This window comes from Roseococcus pinisoli (assembly GCF_018413645.1).
Taxonomy (GTDB): Bacteria; Pseudomonadota; Alphaproteobacteria; order Acetobacterales; family Acetobacteraceae; genus Roseococcus; species Roseococcus pinisoli.
The window spans coordinates 181,040-200,928 of record NZ_JAHCDA010000002.1; the positions used below are offsets into that span (position 1 = coordinate 181,040).

The window sequence follows — 19,889 nt, forward strand, 5'->3', positions numbered from 1 at the left end:
AGGTGCAAAATGTCCGAATCCGTTGCGACCGCCCCGGAAGGGGAGATCGCCGAAGAGGTCGTGCAGCCCATTGCTGCCGAGGAACAGCCCCGCTCACCGGAGGAGATCGCAGCCGCGCTCGATCCCGAGGAGCCGGCTGAGGCCGCGGCAGAGACGACGCCCGAAGCGGCGCCGGAGCCCGAGGAAGAGGTCGAGTTTGACCTTGGCGGGACGAAGCTGAAGGTCCCGAAAAGCGCCATCCCCGAGGACGTGGCGGGCAAGCTGCACGACTGGTCCAAGGCGGCGCAGCGTGGTCACACACAGCGGTCCCAGGAGGTCGCGGACCTCCGCCGCGCCGCCGAGGCCGAGCTTGGGGAGGCCCAGAAGCTCCGCCGCGTCTCGGGCGAGGTGCAGGAGGCATTCGGCCGCGGTCTGGCGGTCAAGAACGAGATCACAGCGCTGGAGCGGGCCGTCGCCGACGGCAATCTCTGGCAGACCAACCCGGACGAGGCGCGGCGGGCATCCGACACGCTGACCCGGAAGCGAATGGAGCTCCAGCAGATCGCGGAGCAGGTGGCGGCCGGCGAGACTGCGCTGGAGCACGCGGATCGGCAGCGAGCCGATGCCAGCGCGAGCCAGCAGCGGGAGCAGACGGAACGCATGGCGACGGAAGGTCGAGAGATCGTCCGGAAAGCCATACCGACTTTCGACGCGACGGCCGAAGCGGAATTGGTCGCCTACGTGACCAAGGACTACGGCCTCAGCGAGGAGCAGGCGAAATCCTGGCCGCTCAATCCCGTGACCGCAATCATGGCCCACAAGGCGATGATGTGGGACCGGGCACAGCAGCAGGCGCAGCCGCTCAAGCCCCCTCCCGCCGCGCCCGCTGCGCCCATCAAGGGCTTGCAGACCAAGGCCGCCGGCGTCCCGACCGACCCCGAGCACATGACCATGGATCAGTACGTCGCGTGGCGGAAAAGCCAGCGGCACTGAGTGCTCACAACCTGAGATGAAAGGGCCGACGCTCGCGACAACCGCCTCCGATGGGGCGGCTGCCGTGAACGCCGGCGGATAGCATGGCGAATACCACTCTGACCGCGGACATCGTCGCCAAAGAGGCGGTGATGATCCTCGAAAACAACCTCGTGATGGGCAATCAGGTCTACCGAGGCTACGAGGACGAGTTCTCCAAGAACATCAACGGCTACGAGGTGGGCGACACCATCTCGATCCGGCGCCCGACGGACTTCACGGTCCGTAACGGGCCCGTGCTGTCCTCGCAGGACGTCGTGGAGGGCAAGACCTCCCTGACCGTCAACATGCGCAAGGGCATCGACTTCGAGTTCACGTCGCAGGATCTGACGCTCAAGATCGGCGACCTGTCCGAGCGCGTCATCCGGCCGGCCATGATCCAGCTGGGCAACCAGGTCGATGTCGACCTGATGAACCTGTACCAGCAGGTGCCCAACTGGGTCGGCACGCCCGGCGAAGTCGTTAACTCCTACGCCGACTACGCCAAGGCGCCGGAGCGGATGGACGAGCTGGCGGTCCCGACCGCGCAGCGATCCTCGGTGCTGTCGCCGTCCGACCACTGGGGCCTGCTGGGCAGCCAGACGGGGCTCTACATCGAGAGCGCGGCCAAGGGCGCGTACCGCGAGGGAAGCCTGGGCCGGATCGGCGGCATCGACACCTACATGAGCCAGAACGTGCCGACGCATGTCGTGGGCGTGAAGTCGGGCACGCCGCTGATCAACGGCGCCGGCCAGGATGTCACCTACGACAGCGTGAAGAACACCAATACGCAGTCGCTGGTGACCAAGGGCTGGACCAACAGCGTCACGGGCATCCTCAAGGCCGGCGACGTCATCACCATCGCGGGCGTCTTCGCGGTGAACCCGGTGACCAAGGCGGTGCTGCCATTCCTGCGGCAGTTCACGGTGGTGGCCGACGCCAATTCTGGCGCCTCCACCGGCCCGGCGACGCTCACGATCACGCCGGCCATCATCATCAGCGGCGCGTTCAAGACCTGCTCGGCCTCGCCCGCCGCCGACGCCCCGATCAACGTGATGGGCACGGGCGGCACCGGCTACCGGCAGAACATGGCGTTCCACCGTAACGCCTTCGCCCTGGCGATGGTGCCGCTCAAGTCGCCGCCCGGCGCCGTTGAGGTGTCGCGCCAGTCCTACAAGGGCGTGAGCGTCCGTGTGATCCCGGTCTACGACGGCATCAACGACGTCTCGAAGTGGCGCCTGGACATCCTCTACGGCGTCAAGGCGATCGACCCGCGCCTGGCCGTCCGCTTCAGCGGCTCGCCGTAAGGGCCGCGCCGATGACCCTGCTCACGATCGCCCAGGCCGTCATGGACGAGAGCAATCTCGTGCGCTCGGGAGCGGTCATCGGCAACCAGGACCCGGAGGTTCAGAAGATCCTCCGCTTCGCCAACCGGATCGGTGGCGACCTCCTTGCGCGCGGGGCCTGGCAGGCCCTTCGCGCTCGGAAAGACTTGGTGGCGGTGCCTGCGGAAGCGCAGGCCGCCGCTTTCCCCGACGATTTCGGCCGCATGGCCCCCGAGACGTTCTGGGATCAGGCGCGTGGCCTCGTGGCCGGCCCGGTCAGCCCGGTCCAATGGGCGGGGCTCGGCGCCTCTGGCCCTATCGGGACGCAGCGGTACTGGACGCGGCGCGGCAACGATCTGCTGCTCTACCCCACGCCGGCCGCCGGCCAGCTGCTGTCCTACGAATACTACTCCAGCCATTTTTGCGCCTCGGCTGACGGGCTCACGACCCGCGCCGCGTGGCAGGCCGACACAGACGTTGGCCGGCTCCCTGAGGAGCTCTTCATCCTGGGCATCGTAGCGCTCCTGACTGAGACGGAGGGCGACGTGCGCGCCCCGGCGGCGAGGGCGGCCTACGAAAGCCGCGTGCGCGCCGAGGCGCGGAATGACCTCGCATCGCCCGGCGTTATGACTTCCGGCGACATCTTCGGTCAGCGCCGCCACTTCGCCGGCGCGCCGGTCCCTGACGGGGCGCAGCACCTATGGCCGTAGGCCCCGGGCTCCTGCGCACGCTGACGCCGCCGGTGGGTGGCTGGGACACGCGCAGCGCGATCGCCGACATGGCGGCCGACAACGCCATCAAGCTCGACAACTGGTTCCCGCGCGCGACGGATGTCGTGATGCGCCGCGGCTCCCAGCAGCACTCCTCCGGCATGCCGGGCGCGGTCGACACCCTGCTGCGCTACTCCCCTCCGGCCGGCGCGCAGGTGCTTTTCGGCGCGTCCGGTAGCGGCATCTACAATGTGACGGGTGTCGGAGCCGTTGGTGCGCCGGTCGTATCCGGCCTTACCAACGCGCGCTGGCAGTCCACCCAGGTCACGAACTCCGGCGGCCACTTCCTCTTTGCCTGCAACGGCAGCGACCCCGCCCAGCTCTACAACGGCACGGCTTGGTCGGCCGCGGCGATCACGGGCCTCAGCACGTCGTCGATCGTGTGGTGCAACCTGCATCAGCGGCGTCTGTGGTTCGGCGCGAGCGGCAGCCTCAAGGCCTGGTATCTCGCCGCCGATGCCATCGCGGGGGCGGCCATTGGCTACGACCTTGGCCCGCTCTGCCGGCTGGGTGGGCATCTGGTGGGCATGGTGTCCTGGAGCCGAGACGGCGGCGCCGGGCCGCAGGATCTGGCGGTCTTCCTCACCAGCGAGGGCGAGGTGCTGGTCTTCACCGGCACGGACCCGGCCGCGGCTGCGACATGGGCTTTCGTAGGCAAATTCGAGATCGGCCGGCCGGTTGGCCGGCGGTGCTTCGTGCGCGCTGCGTCCGACGTGGTGATCATCACGCAGGACGGGTTCCAGCCGATCTCGATGATGCTGCCGGTGGACCGCGTGCAGGCGGAAAAAGCGTCCCTGTCGGCGCAGATCGACCCAACCGTGCGCCAGGCCGTGCGTGACTGGGGCAGTAATTTCGGGTGGGAAATCCTGCTCTACCCCCGCGGGTCCATGATGATCTGCAACGTGCCGGCCAACGGTGGCGCGCAGCAGTATGTCTTCAACACGGTGACGACCAAGCCGTGCCGCTTCACCGGCCTCGGGGCCCGCTGCTGGGGGCTGCTCAACGACGAGGCCTACTTCGGGACGGCCGATGGGCGCGTGGTGCGGTTCGATGTCGGCTCCTCGGACGAGGGGCGGGACATCCCGGCGGAAGCGCTCCAGGCGTTCAACTATTTCGGCTCGGCTGGGATCATGAAGGCGTTCAAGCGCGCCGAGCCCGTTTTCGAAGCCGGCGCCGCACCGCGCGTTGCGGTCGATCTGGCGCTGGACTTCAACACCATGGCGCCTCCACCGATCATCCTGGACCCGCCGGCGCCCACGGCCGGCATCTGGGACGTGTCGCGCTGGGGCGAGGGCCGTTGGGGCGGCCAGGCGATCTGGCGCGGTTGGCGGGGCGTGCGGGGCAGGGGGCGGTCTGCGGCCGTGCGCCTGCGCGCGACCAGCCGCGAGGCCACGCCGGCCTGGCTGGCGACGAATATCCTGTTCACGCCTGAGGGGCGCCTGTGACGCTGGTCTTCGCCGCCACGCCGGAAGAGGCCGCGCTGGTGACGGCGTGGATGGTGGAGCGCATCCCGCACATGGGCGGCGGCGACTTCGGCCCGGCTGTCGTGGCCGGCGTGGTGCGCGACGGCGAGCTCGCCGCGGGCGTGGCGTTCCATGACTGGCAGGAAGCGGCCCGGACATTGCAGGTCAGCATCGCGGGCGAGGGGGCTTGGGCCACGCGCGGCGTGTTCCGGGCGCTGTTCCACTACGCCTTCGCGACGGCCGGCGCCGAGAAGCTCTGGTGCCACATGCGGCACGACCGGCCCGATGTCCTGAAATTCAACAAGCGCCTGGGTTTCCGGCGTGAGGCCACGCTGCGGCACCACCTTGGGCGCGGCGTGCATGCGGTCGTCGCATCGATGATGCGCAACGAATGGCGCAAGTCGCCTTGGTATTGGGAGGCCTGAGACTTGGGCAAGAAAGCACCCTCCATGCCGGCCGCGCCGGACCCCGTTGCGACGGCGCAAGCCCAGACGCAAAGCAACCTGGAGACCGCCCGGTTCAACGCCAATGCCAACCGGGTCAACCAGGTTACGCCCTTCGGCACGCAGACCTGGACGAACAACGCCCTCAGCTCCGAGGATCTGGACCGCATTCAGGCCGCGGAGATCGAAGCTGCGCGCGCCCGCGGCGACACCTCATTCGACCCGGCCGCTTGGCGCCAGAGCGCGGAGAAGCAGGGCCAGGACCGCTGGACTTCGACGGTCACGCTCTCGCCGGCCGAGCAGCGCCAGCTCGAGCTGTCCAACCAAGGGCAGGAGCTTTACGGCACCATCGCGCTCGAGCAGCTACGCCGCGCGCAGGGCATGCTTTCGGAGCCGTTCAATCCAGGGGTTCCGGACCGCACAGGGCAGATCCGGACCGATTTCCGGACCGGCTTGGATTTCGGCCAGTTCGGAGATCCGAACGCGACCCGCGACCGCGTGGAGGAGGCGCTGAATGCGCGCCTCGCCCCCCAGCAGCAGCGCGATCGCGAGGCTCTCGACACCCGGCTTGCCAACCAAGGTCTCACCATGGGGTCCGAGGCCTGGAATGCCGCGCAGGACGCTTACGGGCGGAGCGTCAACGATGCCCGGCTTGCCGTGACGGCGCAGGGACGTGCGGAGCAGGAATCGCTCTACAACATGGCGTTGGGCGCGGGCAATTTTTACAACCAGGGCCTGCAATTCGGGAACGCGGCGGTTGGCCAGCAGGCCAACATGGATCAGGCTCGCTTCCAGCAGCAACTCGCGATCCGGAACCAGCCGCTCAACGAGGCGTCGGCGCTGCTCTCAGGGCAGCAGGTGCAGATGCCGCAGTTCCAGCAGGTGCCGCAGGTGAGCATGGCGCCGACGGACGTGATCGGCGCCACGAACAGCGCCTATGCGGGCCAGATGCAGGGCTACAACGCGCAGATGCAGCAGTACAACGCGCAGATGCAGGGGATGTACCAGCTCGGCGGGCAGGTGCTGGGGGCGGGCCTGAAATGGGGCCTAGGGGGCTTCGGGAAGTAGCTAGAGCGCGGTCACATACAACGGACGATGCCTCCGAAGTTCTGACACCTGACTTGTTGTTGGGCCTGCGCTGGGGCCGGCGCCGGATCGGTGAAGCGGACAGGCTCTGGGGACCAATCTCTCATCGAAGCCGCGGCGCGATCAGCGCTCCACGACATGCCGCAGCCGGTGAGGGCGACGAGAAGCATAACGCCGGTCAGAGCCAGTTTCGTCATCGGGCCACATCCCTCTCGATAAGTGTACGGATCGATTGTTGATAATCAGGACTCGTATAGGAAAGGGCCCGCTCTCTCCAGTTTTCAACGCCGCCAGGGGAAGAGGAAATATGATCCACTAGGCGCGAAACACGGGGCGAGGGCAGCCGCGGCAGTAAGCAATCAGCACCGAGTTGCGCCGAGTTACGTGTCGTTTGTATGACCTCAGTTGACGAGGAGTTGATTGTCAGAGTTGTGGATCTACACGAACCTATGTGGTTAGCGATGATCTCGTTGTCGCTCCAATTTATGACGGGGTAATGCACGGCGTGCATAGACAATGTTGGCAAAAACATCGAGCTAGACAATTCAGCATTAAAGATGGTGCAGGACATATCGGCGCGCCGGCAGAAGATTTCTGATGTGTTGACGGGAGAATAAATAGCCTCACCGTCTATAATCCATCTTCCGGACGCAAATCCAAAATCCCGCCTAATGCTGACTAGATTTGTGCCCATTGGGTTGATCAGGCTGAGCAAGTAGTAATTAGATCGATTTTGCAGTTCATCGAATTGACCGACGGAAAGTTGCCCTGTTTCGGGTTGCCCTAAAGATTTCTGAAAGGTCCTGACGGCCGCGCCGAACTCCGCGCTCACAGCCATTGTGGGCGGCCCATTGAAGAAATAGAGCCGACGAAGGTGTGACGTGGCCGAAAAGATGACGGACGCGAGATTCCTCCCGTTCTGATCGGACGAGCGCATCATTTCGATGAGCGGAAGGCGGGCGGACTGCTCCGCCGTCATGCGCGAGATAGCGTCCGGGCTTAATCCTGCTGCTGGCCATGGGGCCGCTTGTTGCGCCTGGAGGCGGCCTGCGGCGGCAAACAGTGTCGCCGCGACTACGCAAGCCAGGCTGCTTGACTTCATTCGCCATCTCCCATGCCTCCCAGCATCGGACGCTTCAACCCCGCGCGGCAAGAGCCGCTGCGTTATCCACCATTCCTCATGACCCATCTCCCCGGCGTTCTGCCGGTTGATCTCCTTTGGAGGCTCGATGAGCGGCACCCAGGCTGAAAGCCAGCTATTCCTGACGGACCCGCAGGCTGCGGCCGTGCTGCGCCGTCGGCGGCTCGCGGACGAGCTGCTGCGCGGCGCCCAACAGCAGCCCATTCGCTCCCATACGCAGGGGCTCGCGGCCCTGCTTCAGCAGGGGTTGGCCACCTGGGATCAAGTCAGAGCCGACCGCGAGATGCAGGAAATCGGCACGCGAAACCGCGAGGGCGCCGCAGATTTCAACCGCGGGCTTATCGGCCTGACCAGCGAGCCCACGGCGCCGATCGCCAGCGCTCCGCAGATGCCGGCGCCCGCCGTCGCGAGCGCTGCCCCTCCGGAGCCTGCGCCGCCTGAAGCCGCGCCCCCTCCCGGCCCCGCCATTCCCTATGCGAACAACCAGCCGCCGACCGGCGCGCCGCCGCCGACGATGTACGGGCGCAACGCCTCGCTGGTGGCTGGCCGCGACGCGCTCACCGATGCGCCGCCCGAGACGCTTGCTGCTGCTTCGGTGGCTCGCCTCCCGCCCGGTCAGCCCGCGTTCAATCCGGCGCGGCCCGGCGCCAATTCGGAGCTGCCCGGCTGGGACGCCGGCGTGGCGCCGCCCACTGGCCGGGTCATGCCCCTGGCCGCGCCGCCCGGTCCTGTGGCGCCGCCCGGCCCGCCTCCCGCCACACCGCTTGCCGCGTCGCTCGGCGCTCAACCTCAGCCGCAGACGCCCATGGCCAGCCGGCTCACCGCGCCGACGGTCCCGAGCCCGGAGCGGCTGATGGCGGCCTATGCCGCGGCGTCTGCCAGCACCAACCCCCTGATCCGCGCGCAGGCGCCGCAGCTGCTCCAGATGGCGCAGTTCGGGGCGCTGCGCGAGGAGCGATCGACGGATAACACCCGGGCCGACACGCAGCGGCGGCTCCAGGCGGAGAACCAGGCGGCGGAGCGGGCATTCCGCGAGCGGTCCCTGCAACTCCAGGCGCAGGGTCTATCGCAGCAAGAAGCGCATCAGCGCGCGATGTTGGAGGCGCAGCAGCGCGGTCCAGTCCCGCAAGGGCAGCGCTATGTGAACGGCCGCCTCGAGGACATCCCCGGCGCCCAGCCGCGCGTCGGCCTCACCCCGGTGATGGGCACGGATGCCAACGGAAACGTCGTGCCTCTGCTGCCCAACGATCGTGGCCAGTTGGTGCAGCCGGCATTGCCCGAAGGGGTCTCGGTTACGCCGCGCACACGCGAGATCAATACGGGCACGGAAATGCTGACGGTGGACCAGGGCGGCCAGATCGTAGCTCGGCGCCCGATCAACATCCGCGGCCGCGAGGGCGAAGAGCGGATCGGCCAAGCGCAAGGCGAGGCCGCGGCTCGGGCGCCGCAGGTAGTCACCAGCGCGAACCGCATGCTCGCGGATATCGACGCCATTGCAAGCCACCCCGCGCTTCGCAACACGACCGGCGTCCTCGCCTTCACGGGCAGCCTGCCTGGCACGCCGATGGCGGACTTCGCCAACCGCGTTGCGCAGCTCCAGGGGCAGACCTTCCTGGAGGCCTTCAACAGCCTCCGCGGTGGCGGTCAGATCACCGAGGCGGAGGGGCGCAAGGCCACCGATGCCATTGGGCGCCTGGGCCGCAACGTCAGCCCCTCGGCCTTCCGGCAGGCGATGCAGGATCTTCGCGATGTCGTCGAGGCCGGGCGCCGCAGGGCGGAAGAAGCCGGCCGCCGCGCCGGCACCATCCCGGCCGACAATGGCGGCATGCCCGTCGGTCAGACGGGGCAGGTGGCGGAGCCGCCGCGCGCCGGTGGCAGGCTGCGGTTCAACCCTGAGACGGGCGCCATCGAATGATCGAAGTCGAAGGGCCCGGCGGGGTCATTGTCGAGTTCCCCGTTGGGACCTCGCGCGAGGTGATGCAGAGCGCCATGCGCCAGCGCTTCGCGGCGCCCTCTGCCGCGCCGGCCGCTGCGCCTGCGGCCGATGGCGCGGTGATGCTGCCCGAGATGGTGGTGACGGCCGACGGGGGGGCTGACCTGCCTTTGCCGCCCCCCGCTCCGCCGCAGCCCCTCGGCCGTGGTCAATCGCTCCTCCATGGCGTGGCTGATCCGATCCAGGGTGGAGCGCAGCTCCTGACCAACGCCCTGCCGGAAAGCGTGGTCAACGGTGTGAACGACGCCACGGCCTGGGTGAACCGGCAGCCGGTGATTGGCCCGCTGACGCGCGCACTCGGCATGGTCCCGGCGACGCGGGAGGACATCAACCGGCAGTCGGTCGCGCGCGAGGACGAGTATCAGGCGCGCCGCGGCGCTGGCGGGGAAAGCGGGCTGGACCTGGGGCGATTGGGCGGAAGTCTCGCCGCGTCCCTGCCGGCCGGCATCGCGCTTCCGGCCGGGGGCTCGCTTCTCGGCGCCCTGGGGGCCGGCGCGGTCACGGGCGCGGCCATGGAAGGGCTACAGCCCGTCACGGACCCGAACGCCAATTACTGGGACGAGAAAACCCAGCAGACGGCGGCTGGCTTCCAACTCGGGGCTGCGGGCGGCCTGGCAGGAAATCTGATCGGCCGCGCCATCGCGCCGAATCTCCGGCCAGAAGTTCGCGAGTTGCAGCGCGCCGGCGTGTCTTTGACGCCAGGTCAGATGACGGGCGGCCTACTCCAGCGCGCTGAGGACGCGATCACGTCCTACCCGTTCATCGGTGGCGCGGTCAGTAATGCGAGGCGGGAGGGCGTCGAGAGCTTCAACCGCGCCGCCGGCAATCGGGTGCTGGAACCGATCGGGGACACGCTGCCGGCGGGTATGTCGGCCGGCCGGGAAATGGTGGCGCACCTTCAGCAGCGTGTTACGCGCGCCTATGATGAAGCCATCGCGCAAGCCCGGCCCTTCGCGCCGGATCCTCAGTTCGCTCAGGACATCCAAGCGGTTGGCGGCCAATTCCTCACGCCCCAGACGCGCCAGACATTCATCAATTATTTGCAGGACCGGATCGTCAGCCGCTTCCAGGGCGGCCCTCTCGATGGTCGGACTTACCAAACCATAAAGAGCGACCTCGGCCAGCAGGCCACTCGCCATCTGGCGTCGCAGAACCCTGCCGATCAGGAGCTCGGGCAGGCATTCCTCGCGACCCAGCGGGCGCTTCAAGATTTGCTGGGCCGGGCGAACCCTCAGGTCGCTCCTCAACTCCGGGCGGTTGATACCGCTTTCGCCACGCTCCAACGGCTAAATGCCGCAAGCAGCGGGGTAGGGGCAGTGGATGGGGTGTTCACGCCGGCGCAGTTGAATTCCGCCGTAAGGAGTGGAGATCGCTCCCTACGGCATCAATCGTTCGCCCGGGGCGACGCTTTGCTTCAGGACTTATCGGGGGCCGGTAGATCGGTTCTCCCGAGCAGCATCCCAGATAGCGGCACCGCGGGCCGCCTCGCCGCTATGGGCGTGGCCGCCGGCGGCTTGGCAGGTATCATCAACGCTCCGCTTGCCGCCGGAGTGGCGGGCACGTCCGCTGTGTATTCTGCTCCGATGCGCCGGGCCATGGCCGCATTTCTGGCGGCCCAGCGGCCAGAATCAGTAAGCCTTGCGGCGCGGCTTATCCGGCCTTCGGGCGGCGCTGTATCCGCCCCCTTGGCTGCTGCTCTGCTCTCTCGGGACGACCCGCCAACGGTCGCTCCGCTCCGCCCATAGGGCTTTTACCACGCCCGCGATCGCAATCGCGAGGCCGGTAGCAATCGCTGATTCCATGCCTGCCATACCCGCCCATCCTACCGGATGCGCGGTGCTTCGTCATGCCGAAAAGGAGCCGCCATGCCCCGCGACGGAACGGGAACCTACGTCCTGCCCGGGAACGATTTCATCCCTGGTGAAACCATCTACGCCCCGGAGATGAACGCCAAGCTTCTCGACATCGCGAATGCGCTGTCGCAGTCGGTTTCGAAGGACGGGCAAACCTCGATGACCGGCAACCTGCCGTTGGGCGGTTATCGCTCAACTGATCTGGGGAACGCCTCAGCGGCCACGGACGCTCTGACGCTCGGCCAGGTCAAGACCATGCCGTCGCTCGACAACCTGGTCATCAACGGCGATTTCCGGGTCAACCAGCGCGAGTACGTGTCGGGCACAACCGTGGCCGCGAACAAGTACACGCTCGACCGCTGGCGCGTGATCAACGGCGGAGCGGTGACCTACACGGGCAGCGCATTGGGGCGGACGATCACGATCCCGGGCGGCGTCTATTATGAGCAGATCATCGAGGACGCCAACGCTCAGCCAGGGCCCGCCACGATTAGTTGGGAAGGCACCGCGACCGGCATCCTCAACAATGCCACGGTCATGCCTAACGGCGGCACCATTACGCTCCCCGGCGGGACGACCAGTATCTCGTTTTCGTCCGGCACGCTCGGCAAAGTTAGGTTGGGGCGCGGCGCGCTGGCGCAGCCGTTTTCGCCGCGGCAGTTCGGCGAGGAACTGCTGCTGTGCCAGCGCTACTACTACCGATACGGCCGCCCGGACAGCAACGGGCGCCCGACACTGGGCATGGGGATCGTCGTCTCCAACGCCCTCATCGGTATCGTTCGGCACCCGGTTCGGATGCGCGCGGCGCCCGCCGCGGGCTTCGGAGGTTCGTGGCTACGCTTCCCCCAGATGGAGGCCGCTGCGCTCCCGATTTCGACCGAGAGCAACCGAGATTTTATGACCTGGTGGTCCGAATACGAAGCGGGCAACGGCACGATCCGCCGGCTCGACGGTGCGGACGCGAACGCCTGGTACAGCGCAGATGCGGAGTACTGATCGATGACCTATCGCCTCACCCATGGCGTGGCGGTGATCCGCGCCGCCGACGGCCTCTCCATCTCGCCTGATCCGGACAGCCGGCATTGGACCGAGTACGAGGCGTGGCTGGCCGACGGCGGAGTGCCGGAACCGGCGCCCGAGCTTCCGCCGGCTCCGCCGCGCGTCCTGACGCCGCGCGAATTCATCGACCGCTTGCCGCTCTCCCGCCAGGGCGAGATCACGGCCGCTGCGATGCAGTCGCCGCCGCTGCTGCTCTGGCTGATCCGCCTGAGCAGCGCGCGCGAGGTTGATGTGACGTTCCCGGAGACGATCGAGGGCGTGGCCGCGCTTCGTGCTGCCGACGTCATCACGGCCCAAGAGGTCGAGGATCTTCTGGCGCCCGTCGCGGCCGCCGAACCCACCGAACACGACATCGAGGAGCACCAGTAATGGTCCAGCAGCCCGCCGCCCTCATCGGCGCCCCCAAGACCTTCGCCGCGAGCTCGTCCTCCGGGGCGACCTGGAACACGCTGCCGCCAGCGCGCCAGTCAGACGCCAGCATTTACGAACAGCTGATCGTCACCAACCTCGGCAACGTGGATGTCTTCCTGGCTTTCGGGAGTAGCGGCACGGGCACGGTGACCGCCACGGGCGCCGATCGCGGTTATCCCTTGCTGGCGCGGACAAGCCAGACCTTCACCGCCGGCGGCGCGTCGCGCGTTGCGATCGTCACCGCGAGCGGCGATGCGGATGTGAACTTCCAGCGGGCTTCCGGCTCGTGAGCAACCGGCTCCGGACCCGGAGCCGGTTCTGGGGGGGGCAAGCCGGGAGCATCCCGGTCATCGGCCCCGGCTATATTTCGGCAGGCCTGACGTTCAGCCGGGCCTCGGCGGCCTCTTACTTCGACGGGGCGGGCGTCCTGCAGACCGTCGGAAACGACGCCCCCCGCTGGCCAGACGGCCTGGGACGGCTGCTGATCGAGGGCGCGCGGTCCAACGGCGTGCGCAACCCATGGGCAGTGGGCGGTGGGCCGGGCGCGGCCCCGACCAACTGGACCGTCGATCTGCTCAACGCGACAGGTGTGACGGCCACTCCGCTCGGCGTCGTCAACGTGCGTGGGACGCCGGTGCTGGAGATACAGATATCGGGGACGGCGAGCGTTGCCGGATTTCTGCGTGTTTTTTCAGAGGCCGCGAATGTCATTGTCGCGGAGCTGGGGCAAGCCTGGGCGGGGTCGATTTATACGCAGTCTGTTGGGCTAATCGGGGTAGGCCCGGCGCAGATCAGCATCGACGATAGGACTGCGGCGGGTGGTTACATCGCAGGTAGCACGACTAACGTCTCTGGCCCGGGTGACTACCTATCCAGGGTACACGCGACACGTATCCTGGCAGGCGCTGCGGTCGCCAGGACGCAGGCCTATTACCGCCTGACGATCCCTGCCGGCGCGACGGTCTCAGGTGTCCTGCGAATCGGCTTGCCCATGATGGAGCAGGGCGCGTTCCCTTCGACGCCCGGCCTGCCGGCGCCCGGCGCGATACAGGCCACGACCCGCGCAGCCGACAGCCTGAGCGGGCTTATCGCCGCGCTGGGACTGCCGGCTACGGGCTTCACCCTCTCGGGCCGGGCGTCGATCCCCCAGGCCGCGCCGATCGACCAGACCATTCTGCAGATCGACGCTGGGGCCGACGCCAACCGCATCCGCCTCTTCAACGCGGCGGGTGGCGCGGGCATCTCCCTGGGCCGTACGACAGGCGGAGCTGGCGCCGATGCCGTCCTGGGCAGCACGGTTCCGGGGACGGATTTCGGGTGGGCCGTCGCGGTCAACCTCGCCGCCGGCACCGCCAGCGCCTGCATCCAGGGCGGCGCTGTCCAGCAGGTCAGCGGCGGTCCGGGCAGTCTGAGCACGCTGCGCATCGGCAACAACGTGGCCGGCGATGCGGCGCTCTTCGGGGCGCTGTCGATGGCGGCGCGGAACTCCATCGTGCCGGACGCTGACCTGCCGGCCCTCGCAGCAGGAGCAGTCTGATGTGGTCCTATAGCTTCCACCGCTTCATCGATCGCGCGGCCTATGAGGCCGCGATTGCTGCCTTGGGCTGGGGCAGGGGCGCCCCGACGCACCGTGTAGCGCTCGACGTGGTGGGCGCGATCTACACGGATGGCGCCGTGGTCGGCGAAGACCCGGACATCGGCGAGGATATCCAGGAGCAAATCCCTGTGCCCGGCTGGCACGTCAACGCGGCGTGGCGAGGCATTGAGATGCCGCCGGTGTTTGCTGATGCGCGGGTCTACCCGGAGACCCCGACACGCGAGTTCGCGGGGGTGGCGCCATGAGCGAGGACGACGCCCGGCTGCGCGCCGTGGAGCTTAAGCAGGCCGTGCACGAGGCGCAGTGCCTCGAGCGTCAGCGGCAGATCAACTACAAGCTCAACCTCATCATCGCCGGCATGGCGATGCTCCTCGGCGCCGGGATGACCGGCAACTCGGCCCTGGATCTGATCCGCCGCTGGCTCGGCGTTCTCTGAGCCCCCGCCGCGGGTAGCGGCATCCCACCATCATATAGAGAGAGGAGGCGGCCATGGCCGACCCCACGCTTTCGCGCGGCTATCGCAACCGGAACCCCGGGAATATCGACTGGTCTGCCGCCAACAACTGGCAGGGCCAGACAGGCATGGAGCCGGCTCCGGTCGGCGGGCGCGCGCGGTTCGCGACTTTCCAGTCCCACGAGTACGGCATCCGTGCGCTGGCGATGCTGCTGACCACCTACCAGGACCGGCACGGGCTGCGGACCATCCGCGCGATCGTGTCCCGCTGGGCGCCGAGCGCGGAGAACCACACGGACGCCTATGCCGGCCGGGTGGCCGATCTCACGGGCTTCGATCCCGATCTGACGACGCTGGACCTGCACACCTATGCGTATCTCCGGCCGCTGGTGGAGGCGATCATCACCGTCGAGCTCGGTGGCCAGCCCTATCCCGGATCGGTGATCGACGAGGGCCTGCGCCTGGCTGGCGTGCCGCGGCCGGTCGAGACGGTGGTTCAGGCTGCCGTGACCCAGACTGGGCAGGGCGCGCTGACGGTGGCCGGCATCGGCGCTGCTGCTGCTGCGATCGCGCCAGCGCTTCAGGCGATCGGCACCGCCCCGCAGTGGACCGGCGTCGCGGTGGTGGTCGCGGCGCTGGTGCTGGCCCTGGTGCTGGTGCTGCGCGGCCGGAGGGATGCGTGAGCCTGCTCCTCGCGCAGCCGTTCGTCCGCAACGTGCTGCTGATCGTGAGCCTGCTGGCGCTCGGGCTCACGGCCGTGTGGTGGCTCCGGCACGACGCGGCGCAGGACGCCCGCAACCAGGTGGCCGTCGACGCGGCCCGAACCCAAGAGAGGATCAGGACCGATGCGGACAATGCTGCCCGCGCTGCTGAGCGCGCTGGCGCTACTGACCTCCTGCGCGGCGGTCGTTTCTGACCGGCCGTGCCCGAGGGTGACGGAGTTCCCGGCCGCGCTGCAGGCCAAGGCGGCGCTCGAGCTGGATGCCGCGCCGGCGCTGAAACAGATGCTCGACGGGATGGGCGCGGACAGGGCGTTCAATCGCGCGGTGTGCGGGTGAGGGTTGGGAAATATCGATCAGGAATTTCGTGCCGAAAAATGCCGGAAATTCCGAACCGAATTTTCGAACGAATTTTCGTCGATAAAGCGGTTGACGAAAACCAACTTGTAGGCGGATAAGGTGAAGGCGGCTGATCGAAACCAGCCGCCTTCGGATCGATCAAGCTAGGCGGGAACCTACTTCTTGATCGTCTGCACGATGTGTGTCGATGGCTTGCTAATTGCCACCTTCACCGGCGTGAACTGACCATTTCCGGCATTTCGGCCGATCTTGATAGTCTTAGCCATCTGAGTATTCCTTCTTCTCAGGGGCAGTCGCCGGGATTGACGGCTGCCCCTCAGGAGAGGTGCCCAGATGCACCGCTCGGAATAGGGGCAATGCCCGATTCCGTCGAATCCTTTTTCGTCTCAAAGTTGAAATTTTGGGCCGACTTGGCGAAGTCCTTGAGCGGGCAGTTTGCGCTTGATCCGCGGATTCGCAGGCCGCTAGACTCCCCTGGTTCGCTGAGATGACACGTCATCCAAGCCCAGGAGGATGTCATGTGACCCACCGGGACTACCTCACAAGCTGTTAGGCAGCCCAGCCCGGCCGGGGAGACCCGCGCCGGGCTTTTTCGTTCTTGCCCCGCTAATCCGGCGCCCCGTAGAATCCCTCGCCCGCCGCTCTGCTTCGGCACCGGCATTCGAGACTGCGCCAGTAAGGGTGGATCAGCATGTCGCCCTGACCCGCAGCACAGAGCGCCCGCCCTCCTCGCGAGGGCGGGCGTTTTTGCGTTTGGGGCGCAGGCGCAGCATGACCCTCCAAACGTCGTATTGATGCGGAATAAGTTCCGACGGTAGGAAGCCCAGGACGACTTGCCATTTCGGGAGCCTCCTTTGCCAATTGATGCATGGCACTTTGCAGACGCTTACACCTTAGACCGGGCGCGCCTGAACAAGGGTTTCTTCCAGTCTGTTTCAGCTAAGCTACCGGGAGAACTGAACTGTTGGACGATCAGCAGCAAGCATTTCGCTGATGCGCAATACGGAGCCAACGGTATGCTCTTCAAAGTGTTCAATTCGCACGCTAACAGGATCGAAATCTTTGAGTTGATCCGGAAGGAGGTCGCCCCCACCGCTCCTTCGCGCAACGATTGCTTCTTCGCCTTCGCGTCGCGAGCCGACGCCGTCGTGGCCCAATCGTCGTGGCAGAGCTTCGGCGGCCTAAGGTTGGAGCAGGTCCAGATCCAAGACGACGCTAACGTCTTCCTCGGTGATGCGGACTTGTACACCAACGCCGGCACCGCCGGGCTCTGGGTCCGCGACGCTGCCTATCGCTTTTGGCTCGGGCGCCGGTCCGCGAACCCAAAGATGGAATACCTTGTCGGCGGCACTGTCTATTTCCCAAACTGGGAGAGCTTTCCCGCGGTCTGAGATGTGGTGCCAGGCCTCGTCCTCAACCTCGGTGCGCAGCTTGCGGATCAGCTCGTCAATGGCGGCCTCCTGGCGGCGAATGCAAGCGGCGGGGGGAGGGCGCCGGTTGCTACGGCTTGGGCGGCCCTGGAGGCGAGCAGATGCGGGCGTGGAAGTGCGCCCGGTCCCCGGTGACGAGATCGGCGAACGCGTCGATCGCGTGCATGACATCCGTGACGGCCTTGGCGTGAGGGCCGAGGATAGGGAGATCCGCCAGAAGCAGCGCGCACCGGTGGCGCGTCCGGCCGAACTCCTCAAGAGCGGCGGCGATCTGGGCGGCGGAGACCTTACGCTTGCGGACGACCACGCCCTACCTCCCGGCACGATCGCGAATGGCCTCTGGCAACACCAGCTCGGTGGTCCATGAGTTTTCGACCGCGCCGTAATCGTATGTGACATCCATCCGGGCCTCCCTCGCGCCGCAGCAGATACAGACCGAGCGCCCCTGCAGCTCCCATAGCCGCGTATCCGCCGCCAGGCGGTGGGTCCGCTCCCATAGGCTGACCAGACCCTGCCGCCCGTGCTGGCAGTTGCCGCAGCGGACCGTGAGGATCGCGCCTCGCACATGCCAGAGAGGATCGGCCGGCCGTGGCCTGCCCATGTTCGCCGCCATGGGGTGATCATGGAGTGAGAACGGATGGGGAACAAGGCAGAAAGGGCGTTGTCACTGTGGTGTCAGCCGCCATGACCTGTTCTCTCCACGTTCGTCATTTTCTGTCATGGGGAGGGCTTGCGGCACTTGGAGCATAAAGCTAGGTAGCCCCTCGAAAAGCTGTTGTAGCTCAGTGGTAGAGCACTCCCTTGGTAAGGGAGAGGTCGGGAGTTCAATCCTCCCCAACAGCACCATGCTATGCCCTTGACATGGCTGGGATTTCAGGAAAATCAGGACCTTGCTGCGCCCCACCGGTACAAAGGGGCGGTATAAATGGTCCTCGCAATGACACGTCCAACATTAGGCCCAGACGGCATTTACCGCGTGGTAAAGGTCGTGCCGGAAAAGCTGCGTCCGATCATGGGGAAGGGCGCGCTCAAGCGCAGCCTCAGGACGCGGGACCCCGCGGAGGCGAAGCGGCTGGCGCCTCCCGTCATCGCGGAGTTTGACGCCCGTGTTGCCGCTGCGTGGGCGCAGCACCGGGGCGCGACCGTCCGCCTCAGTGCCCGTGATGTCGCTGCCATCGTGGGCGACTGGTACCGCCGCGAGGCTGCGAAGGTGGAGGAGGAACCCGGTGATCCTCGTCGCCGGGACGCCGAAGCGGATATTGTGGCGAATGATCGGGTTGATCCCGAGGATGGAACGGTCAGCGCCACCGCCGAGGACATGGAGGCCGCCTCAATCCTGCTGGAGGAGAAGGGCCTTGCTGCCGACCGCGTGACCCGTCGAAAGACTGCGGAGGCCATAGCGCGCGCTCGCATGGACCTCTCAGGACTCGCCCTGCGGCGTGCATCGGGGGATTGGTCCGCCGATCCAGTCGCGGCGACGTTCCCCGCCTTCATCATGGCGCCCAAGCGCGAGGAGCGCCTCCCTGCGGAAGACCTCCTAAAAGCCTGGGCGGCTGAGAGGACCCCTGCCGCCGCCACGCGGGTAAAGTACGCCCGTTCTTTCGCTCATGTTGCCCGCATCCTCGGCTTCGACGATGTCCGTCGAATCACCGCAGACGGCGTCGTCGAGTTCAAGCGGCAGAGGCTTGCGGATGGGGTCGACCCTGGGACCGTCGCAGACGACGTGCTGGCGTGTGGCGCGGTGTGCCGGTGGGCAGCGACCAATCGGCTGCTGCCCCTCAATCCATTCGCGGGGCTCGCTCCAAAAGTGGTTCGTCGCGGACCTGCGCCGGTCGATCCGTATAGCGACGACGAGGCAAAACGCATCCTGATCGCCGCCCGAGGGGAAGCCGGTTGGCTTCGTTGGGCGCCGTGGCTTCTCTGTTTCACGGGCGCCCGCGTGAGCGAGTTCGCAGAGATGCGACGGGGCCATGTGCGGCAGGATGGGGGCGTGTGGATTTTCGACATGATCCCGACCGAGCAGCGTGAAGGGAAGAACGCGACCTTCCAACGCATGATCCCGCTGCATCCCGCGATCATCGCAGAAGGCTTTCTCGAATACCTTACGGCGTTCCCGAAGGACCCGGCGAAGCCTCTGTTCCCCGATCTCGCCCCTGACCCACGCGGCGGGCGCGTTACCCCTGCGATCTCCAAAATGGGCCGGTGGCTGCGCGGCACGGTTAAAATCATCGATGCCAAGAAGGCTCCGAACCATTCATGGCGCCACCGCATGGAAGATGAATTACGGAAGGTTCGCGCGTTGCCTGAGGTCCAGGACGCCATTACCGGGCGGCACAACCCGAGGAACGCGGGCGCTGGCTATGGCAAGGGCTTCCGGGGAATGCCCGTCGAAGTCCTGAAGGACCTCGGGCGGGTTCCTTCGCCCCTGGACAGTGGGAATGACGTTCCGGCCTAGCCAGAGCATCCGGCGGCCGGCTCTACATTCCCGCACCCCGCCGCCTTCCGCGTGCCGACGGGCGGGGGTGCAGGGAGAACAGCAGAACGCGCATATTGGGCGAGAAACGCTCGCACGTCCCCAGGATCACCGCTGGGCGGCTCCGGTGTGGCCACGGACTCCACCGCCGGCACATGCCATTGCGCCAACTCCCCGGCCTCGGCGACGCGCCGTGCGATCTCCAGTGAGAGCGCCACTGCCGTCTGCGGCTCAAGGAACGCCTCGCCGCTCGCGTCGGGGACCAGTGCTGCGAGGCGCGTGACATTCTCCTGATCTCGACGGCTGAGCGTCACGCCCGCCA

General features: G+C 67.0%; 21 protein-coding genes and 1 tRNA gene. 20 read left to right on the forward strand and 2 right to left on the reverse strand.

What is annotated here, in order from left to right; all coding sequences use genetic code 11:
• Nucleotides 1-9 precede the first annotated feature (9 nt).
• From KHU32_RS09670 to KHU32_RS09695, 6 genes are all read left to right on the forward strand, one after another.
• On the forward strand, nucleotides 10-972 hold the full coding sequence (locus KHU32_RS09670) for a hypothetical protein (RefSeq protein WP_213669894.1): 963 nt from the start codon (nucleotides 10-12) through the stop codon (nucleotides 970-972).
• An 83-nt stretch (nucleotides 973-1,055) separates the two neighbouring features.
• The gene (locus KHU32_RS09675; protein ID WP_213669895.1) at nucleotides 1,056-2,297 is read left to right on the forward strand and encodes a P22 phage major capsid protein family protein; all 1,242 of its coding nucleotides are present in this window, start codon (nucleotides 1,056-1,058) and stop codon (nucleotides 2,295-2,297) included.
• Between the two features lie 11 nt (nucleotides 2,298-2,308).
• Nucleotides 2,309-3,025: a phage adaptor protein gene (locus KHU32_RS09680; RefSeq protein WP_213669896.1), complete on the forward strand. Its 717-nt coding sequence runs from the start codon at nucleotides 2,309-2,311 to the stop codon at nucleotides 3,023-3,025.
• The gene (locus KHU32_RS09685; protein WP_213669897.1) at nucleotides 3,016-4,530 is read left to right on the forward strand and encodes a hypothetical protein; all 1,515 of its coding nucleotides are present in this window, start codon (nucleotides 3,016-3,018) and stop codon (nucleotides 4,528-4,530) included. Before KHU32_RS09680 ends, KHU32_RS09685 begins: the two co-directional genes overlap by 10 nt.
• Nucleotides 4,527-4,973 carry a GNAT family N-acetyltransferase gene (locus KHU32_RS09690; protein ID WP_213669898.1) on the forward strand — a complete coding sequence of 149 codons (447 nt, stop codon included), beginning with the start codon at nucleotides 4,527-4,529 and terminating at the stop codon, nucleotides 4,971-4,973. Before KHU32_RS09685 ends, KHU32_RS09690 begins: the two co-directional genes overlap by 4 nt.
• A gap of 3 nt (nucleotides 4,974-4,976) precedes the next feature.
• A complete protein-coding gene (locus KHU32_RS09695) occupies nucleotides 4,977-6,059 on the forward strand; it encodes a hypothetical protein (protein WP_213669899.1) in 1,083 nt (360 codons plus the stop codon).
• Between the two features lie 211 nt (nucleotides 6,060-6,270).
• On the opposite strand, the gene KHU32_RS09700 is transcribed toward KHU32_RS09695, so the two are convergent.
• Entirely contained in the window at nucleotides 6,271-7,179 is a 909-nt protein-coding gene (locus tag KHU32_RS09700) for a peptidoglycan-binding domain-containing protein (protein ID WP_213669900.1), read from the reverse strand.
• A 127-nt stretch (nucleotides 7,180-7,306) separates the two neighbouring features.
• On the opposite strand from KHU32_RS09700, the gene KHU32_RS09705 reads away from it, so the two are divergent.
• From KHU32_RS09705 to KHU32_RS09755, 12 genes are all read left to right on the forward strand, one after another.
• On the forward strand, nucleotides 7,307-9,133 hold the full coding sequence (locus KHU32_RS09705; protein ID WP_213669901.1) for a hypothetical protein: 1,827 nt from the start codon (nucleotides 7,307-7,309) through the stop codon (nucleotides 9,131-9,133).
• Entirely contained in the window at nucleotides 9,130-10,956 is a 1,827-nt protein-coding gene (locus KHU32_RS09710) for a hypothetical protein (protein WP_213669902.1), read from the forward strand. Before KHU32_RS09705 ends, KHU32_RS09710 begins: the two co-directional genes overlap by 4 nt.
• A 120-nt stretch (nucleotides 10,957-11,076) precedes the next feature.
• The gene (locus KHU32_RS09715) at nucleotides 11,077-12,060 is read left to right on the forward strand and encodes a hypothetical protein (RefSeq protein ID WP_213669903.1); all 984 of its coding nucleotides are present in this window, start codon (nucleotides 11,077-11,079) and stop codon (nucleotides 12,058-12,060) included.
• 3 nt (nucleotides 12,061-12,063) lie between these two features.
• Entirely contained in the window at nucleotides 12,064-12,492 is a 429-nt protein-coding gene (locus tag KHU32_RS09720) for a hypothetical protein (RefSeq protein ID WP_213669904.1), read from the forward strand.
• Entirely contained in the window at nucleotides 12,492-12,824 is a 333-nt protein-coding gene (locus KHU32_RS09725; RefSeq protein ID WP_213669905.1) for a hypothetical protein, read from the forward strand. The genes KHU32_RS09720 and KHU32_RS09725 overlap by 1 nt, the downstream gene beginning before the upstream one ends.
• Nucleotides 12,821-14,071, forward strand: coding sequence for a hypothetical protein (locus KHU32_RS09730; protein WP_213669906.1), 1,251 nt, complete (start codon nucleotides 12,821-12,823; stop codon nucleotides 14,069-14,071). The genes KHU32_RS09725 and KHU32_RS09730 overlap by 4 nt, the downstream gene beginning before the upstream one ends.
• Nucleotides 14,071-14,376 carry a hypothetical protein gene (locus tag KHU32_RS09735; protein ID WP_213669907.1) on the forward strand — a complete coding sequence of 102 codons (306 nt, stop codon included), beginning with the start codon at nucleotides 14,071-14,073 and terminating at the stop codon, nucleotides 14,374-14,376. Before KHU32_RS09730 ends, KHU32_RS09735 begins: the two co-directional genes overlap by 1 nt.
• A complete protein-coding gene (locus KHU32_RS09740; RefSeq protein ID WP_213669908.1) occupies nucleotides 14,373-14,567 on the forward strand; it encodes a hypothetical protein in 195 nt (64 codons plus the stop codon). The genes KHU32_RS09735 and KHU32_RS09740 overlap by 4 nt, the downstream gene beginning before the upstream one ends.
• Before the next feature lie 53 nt (nucleotides 14,568-14,620).
• Nucleotides 14,621-15,268: a structural protein gene (locus KHU32_RS09745; RefSeq protein WP_213669909.1), complete on the forward strand. Its 648-nt coding sequence runs from the start codon at nucleotides 14,621-14,623 to the stop codon at nucleotides 15,266-15,268.
• Complete coding sequence (locus KHU32_RS09750) at nucleotides 15,265-15,501, forward strand: hypothetical protein (RefSeq protein ID WP_213669910.1); 237 nt, start codon at nucleotides 15,265-15,267, stop codon at nucleotides 15,499-15,501. Before KHU32_RS09745 ends, KHU32_RS09750 begins: the two co-directional genes overlap by 4 nt.
• Nucleotides 15,502-15,517: 16 nt before the next feature.
• Nucleotides 15,518-15,643, forward strand: coding sequence for a hypothetical protein (locus tag KHU32_RS23305; RefSeq protein WP_283771041.1), 126 nt, complete (start codon nucleotides 15,518-15,520; stop codon nucleotides 15,641-15,643).
• A gap of 875 nt (nucleotides 15,644-16,518) precedes the next feature.
• Nucleotides 16,519-17,055, forward strand: a complete 537-nt coding sequence (locus KHU32_RS09755) for a DUF2441 domain-containing protein (protein WP_213669911.1) — start codon at nucleotides 16,519-16,521, stop codon at nucleotides 17,053-17,055.
• 109 nt (nucleotides 17,056-17,164) lie between these two features.
• On the opposite strand, the gene KHU32_RS09760 is transcribed toward KHU32_RS09755, so the two are convergent.
• Entirely contained in the window at nucleotides 17,165-17,401 is a 237-nt protein-coding gene (locus tag KHU32_RS09760) for a hypothetical protein (RefSeq protein WP_213669912.1), read from the reverse strand.
• Between the two features lie 464 nt (nucleotides 17,402-17,865).
• Here KHU32_RS09760 and KHU32_RS09765 point away from each other — a divergent pair.
• Both KHU32_RS09765 and KHU32_RS09770 read left to right on the forward strand, forming a co-directional pair.
• Nucleotides 17,866-17,940 (forward strand) — tRNA-Thr (locus KHU32_RS09765).
• A 91-nt stretch (nucleotides 17,941-18,031) separates the two neighbouring features.
• The gene (locus KHU32_RS09770) at nucleotides 18,032-19,549 is read left to right on the forward strand and encodes a DUF6538 domain-containing protein (RefSeq protein ID WP_408887843.1); all 1,518 of its coding nucleotides are present in this window, start codon (nucleotides 18,032-18,034) and stop codon (nucleotides 19,547-19,549) included.
• Nucleotides 19,550-19,889: the final 340 nt, after the last annotated feature.